Origin of the sequence: Phenylobacterium sp. (assembly GCF_031360265.1) — a bacterium.
Lineage (GTDB): Bacteria > Pseudomonadota > Alphaproteobacteria > Caulobacterales > Caulobacteraceae > Phenylobacterium.
On sequence record NZ_JANMBF010000017.1, the window covers coordinates 1 to 9908 of the forward strand.

Here is a 9908-nt window from a genome sequence, read left to right on the forward strand (position 1 = left end):
GCACGCGACAGGCCGCAATCTGACTGATACCCATTTTCGGGGTGTCCCGACCCGCGTCTGCCCAGCGATATGTATATCAACTACATATCGCTGGGCCAGCGGCAATCGGCCGTGGTGTCGGCGCCTTGTCACAATTTCGGCTATGCTTGCGGGCGAAGACGAAACCGCGAGGGCCCTGATGACTGAGACGCCCAATGATCGCCGGGCCTTTCTGCAGTTGGCGGCCGGCGCGGCCCTGGGCGCCGCGACGCTCCCGCCCGGCGTGGCGCAAGCCCTCGCCCTGCCCGCCAACCGGGTCACCGGGACCCTCCGGGACGTCGAGCACGTGGTCATCCTGATGCAGGAGAACCGTGGCTTCGACCACTATTTCGGCGCCCTGCGCGGCGTCCGTGGCTTCGGCGATCCGCGGCCCATAGACCTGCCCAGCGGCCAGCCGGTCTGGAGCCAACCGGCCAAGGACGGTGTCGGGATCGTCGGGCCCTTCCACCTGGACACCGCCGCGACGCGGGCCGAGACCATCTTCAGCCTGGACCATAGCTGGAAGGGGTCCCACGCGCGCTGGAAACATCATGACGCCTGGATCGCCGCCAAGGGGTCGCTGACCATGGGCTACTTCAAGCGCGCCGACATCCCGTTCTACTATGCGCTGGCCGACGCCTTCACCGTCTGCGACGCCTACCACTGCTCGATCTTCGCCCAGACCAATCCCAACCGTCTGTTCCTGTGGACGGGCACCAGCGGGCTCTCGGCCGGCGACGACAGCAAGATCGTGGTCGCCAACCCGCCGGAAGAAACCAACGAGACCGCCGATCCGGCCAACGATTCGAAGACCTTCAAGCCGCTCACCTGGCCGACCTACGCCGAGCGGCTGCAGGCGGCCGGCGTCTCCTGGCGGATCTATCAGGAGTACGACAATTTCGGCGACAACGGTCTGGCCTATTTCGCCAACTTCCGCGGCAAGGCCGCGGGCGATCCGTTGCACGACCACGCCCGCGCCTGGGCGCCCGGCGCCAACGCCGGCAACGCCAAGACCTCGGACGGGGAGCATCTGGTGGCCCAGTTCGCCGCCGACGTAGCCGCCGACCGCCTGCCCCAGGTCGCCTGGATCGTGCCGTCGACCCACCTGTCGGAACATCCGGCCGCCACCCCGTCGGCCGGCGCCTGGCTGACCGCCCGGCTGATCGCCGCCCTGGCCGCCAACCCCAAGGTCTGGGCCAAGACCGTGTTCATCCTCAACTACGACGAGAACGACGGCTTTTTCGATCACGTCCCGCCGCCACTGCCCGCCGTCGGGGCCGCCGCCGGCAAGAGCACGGTCTCGACCGACGGCGAAGTCTATCATGGCGAACCGGTGGGCCTGGGCCCCCGCGTGCCGATGATCGTCGTCTCGCCCTGGACCAAGGGCGGCTGGGTCAACTCGCAGGTCTTCGACCACACCTCGGTGATCCGCTTCCTGGAGGCGCGCTTCGGCGTCATGGAGCCGCAGATCAGCCCCTGGCGCCGCGCGGTCTGCGGCGACCTGACCAGCATCTTCGACTTCGCCACGCCGAACCGCGCCCCGACGCCCCTGCCCGACGCCTCCGGTCTGCCGGCCCGCGCCGCCAAGGCCAAGGCGCTGCCCTTCCCCAAGGCCGAGGGCAGCCCGCAGGGCGCCCCGCGCCAGGAGCCTGGCCAACGCCCCGCCCGGCCGCTGCCCTACGTCTTCGAGGTGGCCGCCCGGGTCGGACCTCAGGGCCTGGTCCTGACGATCGCCAACAGAGGCGAGGCCGGCGCAGCCTTCGACCTTCGCGCCGGCGGCGGCGGCGAGCCCAGGTTCTACACGGTGGAGGCCGGCAAGCGCCTGGACGACCTGGCGACCGGCCCGGGCGCCTATGACCTACGGCTGCAGGGTCCCAACGGCTTCCTGCGGGAATTCCGTGGCGAGACGTCCGCCGGGCCGGAAGCCTTCGCGCGCTTCGACGCCAAGGCCGGCCGGCTGCTGATCACGCTTCGCAACACCGGCGCCTCGCCCGTCGCCCTGCACGTCGCCCCCAGCGCCTATCTCCACGCCGCCTCCCGCCCGCACCGGCTCGCCGCGGGCGCGAAGCTGGTCGACGCCTGGGACCTGCGGCCCAGCCGAGGGTGGTATGACATCGTCGTCACCAGCCCCGATCTGCCGGGCTTCAGGCGCCGCTTCGCCGGCCACGGCGAGGACGGACGGCGAAGCGTCAGCGATCCGCTGCTCGGGCGTCAGGCCTGACGGCACTCGCCTGCTGGGGGCAAGCGCTTACAAATGGCCCAGCTTGGCCCTAGGGTTCTTGTCCGGTGGACGCTTGCAGCCGCTGGACCGGACCTGACCCGATGCTGACCCGCGCCCTCGCCCTGGCGGAGACGTCGCTGGCCGCGACCTCCGCCGAGGCCGCCAGCACCGCCTTCCATGCCGCCATGACCAGCCTGGGCGCCTCCTATCTGCAGACCCGCGTCTACCGCCGGCCCATTGTGCCCCTGACCTCTCGGGCGCATTTCGCGGCCGGCGGGGTGATCGCCCGGATCGCTCCAGCCGACTGGCCCGGAAGCCCCGGATTCAACTACATCTGCTTTGAATGCAACCCGTTGCTGGGGGCCATCCGCGGCGGCCTGACCCGCTACCGGTTCAGCGACTTCGCCCCGCGCGGCGACGCGGCTTTCGGCGCCTATTGGGAGGCGCTCAGCGAGGCCGGCATCGACGACGCGCTCTGCGCCACCTCCTATGGACCGAACCGCGCCATCGCTTCGCTGCACCTGGGCTTCGAACGACGCGCTTTCAGCCCCGACGAGGCCCTGTCGGTGCACATGGCCGGCCTGATGCTCACCGAACGGCTGATGACCCTGGCCGAGCCGGAAGCCAGCGATGACGTCCACCTCACCGACCGCGAGCGCGACAGCCTGGCCTGGGTGGCCGAGGGCAAGTCGGACTGGGAGATCTCGGTGATCCTGGGCGTCGCCGAATCCACCATCCGCTTCCACGTCGACAACGCCCGCAAGAAGGTCGGCGCCGTCAACCGCGCCCAGGCCATCGCCCGGCTGGCGGCGGCGCGCCTGATCTGAGGCTCAACCGCGCTCGGCCTGCGCTTGAGCCTCGGCGCGGATCTTCAAGGCCGCGTTCATGTCGGTGAACCCGCGCAGGATCGAGCGACCGACGCGGCGGGCAACCGACGAGCCCATCAGTCCGCCGACGTACTCGCCATTGGCGACGATGCAGCTCGTCGGCGCCAGCGCCTCGATCTCGATATAGCGGACCGTCCTGACCAACCCGCCCGCCAGGGACAGCCGCCACTGCAGTTGCTCGTTCGGCACCCAGTCCAGCACCACGGGGCGGATCCGCTGGGGCGGCTGGCCGGGCAGGTTGAGCGTCAGGTCCAGCCCCGCCCCGATGCGGATGTCGCCGGTCGCGCGGCTATAGAGCGGGTTCCAGTCCGACCAGGCGGCGAGGTCGGCAATCACCGCCCAGATCACTTCTGCCGGCGCCTGTATGCCGATGCGATGCTCTATGCGGACGCCCGACGGCGGCTTGGCCGGCGGGGCGCCGGTGGCGGTCGGCTTGGGCGCGCGCGGCGTTCCGCCACGGCCAAACAGGCCGGCCTTCAGTTGTGGAGACGGCGAAATTGGCATCAGGCCTGCTCCCGAATCCTCCAGGTGGCGCCCGCGGGCCCATCCATCACTTCGACGTTCAGGCCGGTCAGTTCCGCGCGGATGCGGTCGGCCTCGCCCCAGTCCTTGGCTCCGCGCGCCGCGTCGCGTGCGGCGATCAGCCCGTTGATCGTCGCCGCGAGGCCCTCGTCGGCCCCGCCCTGGAACCAGGCCTGCGGATCGGCCTGCAGCACACCTATCACGCCGGCCAACGCCAGCAGGTCCTGCTTGAGCGGACCGGCGGCCCTCGCGCCCTTGCGCACCGCCGCGTCCAGCTCGTTGGCCAGCCGCTTCAGCTCGGCCATGGCCGCCGGGGTGTTGAGGTCGTCGAGCAGGGGCGCGAGCTGATCTTCCAGCAGGCCGCCGCTGCCGCCCGGGCTGATGTCCCGCGCCCGGCCGAGCACCCCGTAAAGATGGTCCAGCGAATTGCGCGCCTGGGCCAACGCATCCTCGGTCCAGGCCAGCGGCTGGCGATAGTGGGCGCCCAGCAAGGCCCAGCGGATCACCTCGCCGGGATGGCGGTCCAGCAGGTCGTGGGCCAGGGTCACATTGCCCACGCTCTTGGACATCTTCTCATCGGCCATGTTGAGAAAGCCGTTGTGCAGCCAGTAGTGGGCATAGGCGCCGTGCTCGCCGGCGCAGACCCCCTGGGCCAGCTCGTTCTCATGGTGTGGAAACACCAGATCGATGCCGCCGCCATGGATGTCGATCGGCAGGCCCAGTTCCTGCTCGATCATCGCAGAGCACTCGATGTGCCAGCCGGGACGGCCCGGGCCCCAGGGGCTGTCCCAGGCCGGCTCCCCGGGCTTGGACGGTTTCCACAGCACGAAGTCGGCGGGGTGCTGCTTGTAGGGGGCGACCTCGACGCGGGCGCCGGCGATCATCTCATCCAGCGGCCGGCCGGAAAGCCTGCCGTAGTCGCCATAGGCCTGGGTGTCGAACAGCACATGGCCCTGCGCGGCGTAGGCCGAGGTGTTGGCCACCAGCCGGCCGATCATGGCGATGATCGCGTCCATGGTCTGGGTGGCCCGCGGCTGGGCGGTGGGCGGCAATGCGCCAAGCGCCCGGGCGTCGGCGTTGTAGGCCGCCAGATAGCGGTCGGTGATGGTCCCGATCGGAACGCCTTCCTCGGCGGCCTTGGCGTTGATCTTGTCGTCCACGTCGGTGACGTTGGCCGCATAGAGCACGGCGCCCTCGCCATAGAGCCGGCGCAGCAGGCGAAACAGCACGTCGAACACCACAACGGGCCGGAAATTGCCGACGTGGCTATAGTTGTAGACCGTCGGGCCGCACACGTACATCGTCACCCGCCGGGGGTCGGCCGGTACAAAGGGCCGCTTCTGGCGAGCCATGGTGTCGTAGAGGGTGAGCGACATAGGTTGGAAACTGACGCAGGGTTACGGTTGCCCGGATGCGGGTTGCGCCCATATACAGATCACAGGAACGGGATGCCACGGGAACCCTCCTGAGCAAACCCGCCTGACGCAAGGGTGGCCACGCGTAATCCCCGGGACCTTCGTCCCGGCGCAACTCAGCCCTGGAAAGAACGCTCACACACCATGGACGCCATCCGCGACCGAACCCTGGTCGGAGCCGACCTTGATCTTGACGCCGTGAAGCGCCCCTCCCGCGAGGAAGCGATGGAAGCGGTGCGCACTCTGATCGCCTGGGCCGGGGACGATCCCCGCCGCGAGGGCGTGATCGACACCCCCCGGCGCGTCGTCGACGCCTATGGCGAATGGTTCGAGGGCTACAACCTCGACCCCGCCAAGGAACTGTCGCGCACCTTCGAGGACGTGCAGGGCTATGACGACATCGTCATGCTGCGCGAGATCGAGGTGGAGAGCCATTGCGAGCATCACATGGCCCCGTTCCTCGGCAAGGCCTATGTGGCCTATATGCCCACCAATCGGGTCGTCGGCATCTCCAAGCTCGCCAAGGTGGTGGAGATCTTCGCCAAGCGTCTCCAGACCCAGGAGACCATGACCCAGCAGATCTGCGATTCGATCACCGACAGCCTGCGCCCGGCCGGCGTGGCGGTGCTGATCGACGCCAACCATCAGTGCATGTCCACCCGCGGCGTCCACCACCGCCACGTCTCGACCATCACCACCCAGTTCACCGGCGTCTTCAAGACCGACCCGACGCTACGCCAGCGCTTCCTGGATTTCGTCAACCGGAAGTAGCCTGCGGACGACAACCGGGTCGTGGGATTTCTCGCCGTCCTTTGACCGGCGGGGGTCATTGGCTGGCGACTGACAAGGGGTAGGGATCATGAAGCCGACATCGCGCAAGGGGCTGGCCGCGGCGTTCATCCTCACAGGGCTTGTACCGTGCTCAGCGGCGTTGGCCGCGCCCCAGGAGGCCGATGGCTTCGTGCGGATCGGACCGGCACAGGTGCGCTGGACCGACGTGCCCGGCGGCCATGGCGCACAGTCCGCCGCGCTTCTAGGCGATGCCGCCAAGCCTGGTGTCTATGTCATCCGGGTCAAATTTCCCCCTCACTGGATGGACACCCCGCACGCCCACTCCGGCGACCGCTATGTGACCGTCCTGCAAGGAACCTGGTACGCGGGTACGGGACCCATCCTTGACTTTTCGAAGGCCACACCGCTGGAGGCGGGCAGTATCATGAAGCACCGCGCGAACGGTGTGCACTGGGACGGCTCGGCCGGCGACGAGCCGGTCATCGTCCAGATCGTCGGCGTGGGGCCCATCACCACGACTCAGGTCGACCCCAAGGGGCCAGGCTGGGTCCGCGCGACGGCGCCAGCGGCCACCGCGCCCGGACGCTGACCGGCCAGCCTAGCGCCCGGCCGGGCATCGGCGCCATATGTTGGCCATGACCGCGACCTTCCCCACCGCGCCTTCCAAGTACGCGCTTGAGCACGGCGCGACCCTCGCGCCCCGCTTTGACGCCGCCGGCCTGATCGGCGCTGTCGCCACTCACGCCGATACCGGCGAGGTGCTGATGTTCGCCTGGATGAACGCCGAGGCGCTGGCCGCCACACTGTCCACCGGCGAGGCCCACTACTTCAGCCGTTCCCGCAATGAGCTCTGGCGCAAGGGCGCCACGTCGGGCCAGGTCCAGCAGGTGGTCGAGGCGCGCATCGACTGTGACCAGGACTGCGTCTGGCTGAAAGTCCGGCCTCAGGGCGACGGCGGCGCCTGCCACACCGGCGCGCGGTCCTGCTTCTACCGCCTCATCGAGGACGGCCAGCTGGTCGAGCGGCCGTGACGGTCGTCCAGGCGCTGGCGGCCTACGTCGTGGCGGCCGGACTGCTGACCCTGACACCCGGCCTGGACACCGCGCTGATCCTGCGCACCGCCTCCGTCGAGGGCCCCAAGCGCGCGGCGATGGCGGCCATCGGGATCACCACCGGCTGCCTGGTCTGGGGCGCGGCGGCAGCCCTGGGCCTCGGCGCCCTGCTGGCGGCCTCCACCTTCGCCTTCACGCTGCTGAAGTGGGCCGGCGCGGCCTATCTGGTCTGGCTGGGCCTGAACCTGATGCTGAAGCCCCGCGACCGGCTCGACGTGACCGGCGGCGCGCCTTTGGCCGACGGTGATTTAACCTGGCTGAGGCGGGGGCTGCTCACCAACCTGCTGAACCCCAAGGTCGGGGTGTTCTACATCTCGTTCCTGCCCCAGTTCCTGCCGGCCGACGTCGCGCCGGCGCCGTTCATCTTTCTGCTGGCCGCGATCCATGCGGCGCTGGGCCTGGCCTGGTCGGCCTGCCTGATCGGCGCCACGCGGCCGATCGCCGGCGCCCTGCGGCGGGCCAGCGTCGTCCGCTGGCTGGACCGCCTTACCGGCGGCGTGTTCCTGGCCTTCGGCGCCCGGCTGGCCTTCTCGTCGCGTTAGACCGCCTTCAGCCCCGAGACCCCGCCCGGCCCTCGTGTCGCTCGCCACGTGGCGATCAATCGGGTGGTGTACGCCCTATCGCGGATCGTCGAGACCGCCATCATCTGCGCGGTGGCCTGGGTGTGGGTCAGAGTCAGCAGCACGAAGCCCTTGGCGGTCTGGTTGTTGAACTTGACCTCGCGGTTGTGTTTGACGAAGGCGTCGCTCAGCGGGAAGGCCGCGAGGCTTTCGCCCGGGCCTGGGCTGGTGATCCCCGGCGCGCCGAACTCCACCGCCACCCGCCGCCCCCCGGTTTCGGCGTCCCACAGCTCGTTGGCCCAGAAGGCGTGGCTGTCGCCGGCCAACACGATGGCGTTGGCGTGGGCCTTGCCGATCAGGCCGTAGAGCCGCTGGCGATCGGCGGGATAACCGTCCCACATGTCGGTGCCCCAAGGCAGGCCCAGCGCCGCGTTGGCCTCCAGCCGGGCGACCCGGGTCTGGCCGTTGTGCGACAGCGCGGCCAGCGCCTTGGCATAGGCCGGCCCGGTCATGAAGTCGTGCAGCGGCGGGGTAAACAGCCGGGCCATCACCACCTCGTTGCCGAGCACCTGCCAGGGCGTCCCGGCCTTGACGGACTCGGTCATCGCCTTGCCCAGCCACGCCTCCTGGCCGGCCGACATCATCTTGCGCGCCGGATCGGCCAGCCTGCGCCTGAACACCGCCACATCGGCCGGGGTCGGCGCCCTCGGCAGGTCCTTGTCGTAGGTCAGCTGCTGGTCGCGGGCGGTCAGGCGCGTTTCCAGCATGAACAGGCTGGCCACGTCGCCGAAGTCGAAACTGCGGTTGATGGCAAAGCCGCCGCCCTGCGGTTCGCGGATCGGCATCCACTCATAGTAGGCCTTGATCGCGGCGGCCTTGCGGATGTTCCAGTCGCCCTCGGTCGCAGGCTGATGGTTCTCGGCCCCGCCCATCCAGCTGTCGTTGGCTGTCTCGTGGTCGTCCCAGACGACGATCCAGGGGGCGCGGGCGTGGGCGGCCTGCAGCTGCGGGTCGGTCTTGTACTGGGCGTGACGGCGGCGATAGTCGGCCAGGGTCACGCACTCGTGCGGCGGATCGTGCGGCCGCTCGCCGGCCACCGGGCTGTCCATGCCGTAGGTGCCGGGTCCGCCGTACTCATAGATGTAGTCGCCCAGGTGCACGACAGCGTCGACGCGCGGCAGGGCGGCGATGGCGCCATAGGCGTTGAAATAGCCATTCGGATAGAGCGAGCAGGTGCACACGGCGAGCACCACGTCCTTGGTCGGCCCCTGCCGCAGGGTGCGGGTCTCACCCACCGGAGAGGCCGCGCCGTCCGCCTCGAACCGGAAGCTATAGGCTCGGCCGGGATCGAGACCGTTCACGTCGACCTTCACCGTGTAGTCGCGATCCGGCCCGGTGACGCCGACGCCGTGCTTGCCGCCGCCCGTTTCGCCCACCGGATCAAGCCGCCAGCGGTAGGCGACATCGCCGGCGCCGCCCGGGGTAATGCGGGTCCACAGGATCACCCGGTCCTGCAACGGATCGCCCGAGGCGACGCCGTGGTGAAACGCCGCCTGGGTCTTCGCCGCCGCGCGCGAGGCCGGCGCCGCCGCGCCAAGGCCGAGCAGGGCCAGAACCCCGCGCCTGTCGATCCGCATAGATTTGCTCCCCGTCTCGCGCTTGTCGCCGCGCACGCGTATCTACGCGACAGATACCACAGGAGAGTGACGACCCGTGTCCAGTGAAGTCCTGCATGTCCCGCGCGAGAAGCTGCGCCGGGAGACCCTGAATATGCACTATGCGATCACCTCGCTGATGGAGGAGTTCGAGGCCGTCGACTGGTACCGCCAGCGCGCCGACGACTGTGACGATCCCAGCCTCAAGGCGATCCTGCTGCACAACGCGCGCGAGGAGCTGGAACACGCCTCGATGGTGCTGGAATGGATGCGCCGCAACGATGCGGAGGTCGCCGAGCAGTTGAAGGAATACCTCTTCACCGACGGTTCGATCACCGGTCGCGAGGAAAGCGCGAAGGACTGACATGTCCGGCCAGGACGATCCGGAAGATCTCGAGGCCGATGCCGAGGCCGTCGAGGTCCGCATCGTCGCGGTGGGGCCAGCTGACGCCGGCGGTCGGATCGACAAGGTGCTGGCGGGCCTGGCCCCGGAGCTGTCGCGGGCCCGCCTGCAGGCGCTGATCGCCCAGGGGCGGGTCAGCCACGGCGGAACGCCCATCACCGACGCCTCATCCAAGGCGCAGCCCGGCGACTACCGGATCGAAATCCCCGCGCCGGTCGCCGCCGAACCGGCCCCAGGCGATCGCGCTGACGGTGTTGTTCGAAGACGCCCATCTGATCGTCATCGACAAGCCGGCGGGGATGGCTGTTCATCCGGCGCCTGGA

General features: G+C 69.4%; 11 protein-coding genes. 8 read left to right on the plus strand and 3 right to left on the minus strand.

Annotation, left to right across the window (positions count from 1 at the left end; translation table 11 throughout):
- Positions 1-178: 178 nt before the first annotated feature.
- Both RMN86_RS01200 and RMN86_RS01205 read left to right on the plus strand, forming a co-directional pair.
- Entirely contained in the window at positions 179-2239 is a 2061-nt protein-coding gene (locus RMN86_RS01200) for a phosphocholine-specific phospholipase C (RefSeq protein WP_309603997.1), read from the plus strand.
- Between the two features lie 101 nt (positions 2240-2340).
- Positions 2341-3066 (plus strand): LuxR C-terminal-related transcriptional regulator, encoded by a 726-nt coding sequence (locus RMN86_RS01205; RefSeq protein ID WP_309603998.1) that lies wholly within the window; start codon positions 2341-2343, stop codon positions 3064-3066.
- Between the two features lie 3 nt (positions 3067-3069).
- Here the strand turns inward: RMN86_RS01205 and RMN86_RS01210 are convergent, their stop codons facing one another.
- On the minus strand, positions 3070-3630 hold the full coding sequence (locus RMN86_RS01210) for an SRPBCC domain-containing protein (protein WP_309603999.1): 561 nt from the start codon (positions 3628-3630) through the stop codon (positions 3070-3072).
- Positions 3630-5024 (minus strand): cysteine--tRNA ligase, encoded by a 1395-nt coding sequence (cysS, locus tag RMN86_RS01215; RefSeq protein WP_309604000.1) that lies wholly within the window; start codon positions 5022-5024, stop codon positions 3630-3632. The genes RMN86_RS01210 and cysS overlap by 1 nt, the downstream gene beginning before the upstream one ends.
- A 183-nt stretch (positions 5025-5207) precedes the next feature.
- Between cysS and folE the strand changes: the two genes are divergently transcribed.
- The 4 genes from folE to RMN86_RS01235 all read left to right on the plus strand — a co-directional run bounded on the left by folE (position 5208) and on the right by RMN86_RS01235 (position 7509).
- On the plus strand, positions 5208-5834 hold the full coding sequence (gene folE / locus RMN86_RS01220; protein WP_309604001.1) for a GTP cyclohydrolase I FolE: 627 nt from the start codon (positions 5208-5210) through the stop codon (positions 5832-5834).
- An 88-nt stretch (positions 5835-5922) separates the two neighbouring features.
- The gene (locus tag RMN86_RS01225) at positions 5923-6444 is read left to right on the plus strand and encodes a cupin domain-containing protein (protein WP_309604002.1); all 522 of its coding nucleotides are present in this window, start codon (positions 5923-5925) and stop codon (positions 6442-6444) included.
- Between the two features lie 46 nt (positions 6445-6490).
- Positions 6491-6886, plus strand: coding sequence for a phosphoribosyl-AMP cyclohydrolase (gene hisI / locus RMN86_RS01230; protein WP_309604003.1), 396 nt, complete (start codon positions 6491-6493; stop codon positions 6884-6886).
- Positions 6883-7509 (plus strand): LysE family translocator, encoded by a 627-nt coding sequence (locus tag RMN86_RS01235; RefSeq protein ID WP_309604004.1) that lies wholly within the window; start codon positions 6883-6885, stop codon positions 7507-7509. The genes hisI and RMN86_RS01235 overlap by 4 nt, the downstream gene beginning before the upstream one ends.
- Here RMN86_RS01235 and RMN86_RS01240 read toward each other — a convergent pair.
- On the minus strand, positions 7506-9164 hold the full coding sequence (locus tag RMN86_RS01240) for an alkaline phosphatase D family protein (RefSeq protein WP_309604005.1): 1659 nt from the start codon (positions 9162-9164) through the stop codon (positions 7506-7508). The two genes, RMN86_RS01235 and RMN86_RS01240, sit on opposite strands and share 4 nt — an antisense overlap.
- A 76-nt stretch (positions 9165-9240) precedes the next feature.
- Here RMN86_RS01240 and RMN86_RS01245 point away from each other — a divergent pair, with 76 nt between their 5' ends.
- Together RMN86_RS01245 and RMN86_RS01250 are read left to right on the plus strand one after the other, a co-directional pair.
- The gene (locus RMN86_RS01245; protein ID WP_309604006.1) at positions 9241-9546 is read left to right on the plus strand and encodes a ferritin family protein; all 306 of its coding nucleotides are present in this window, start codon (positions 9241-9243) and stop codon (positions 9544-9546) included.
- Position 9547: 1 nt separating this feature from the next.
- A partial coding sequence (locus RMN86_RS01250) for a S4 domain-containing protein (protein ID WP_309604007.1) occupies positions 9548-9908 on the plus strand: 361 nt, incomplete at its 3' end.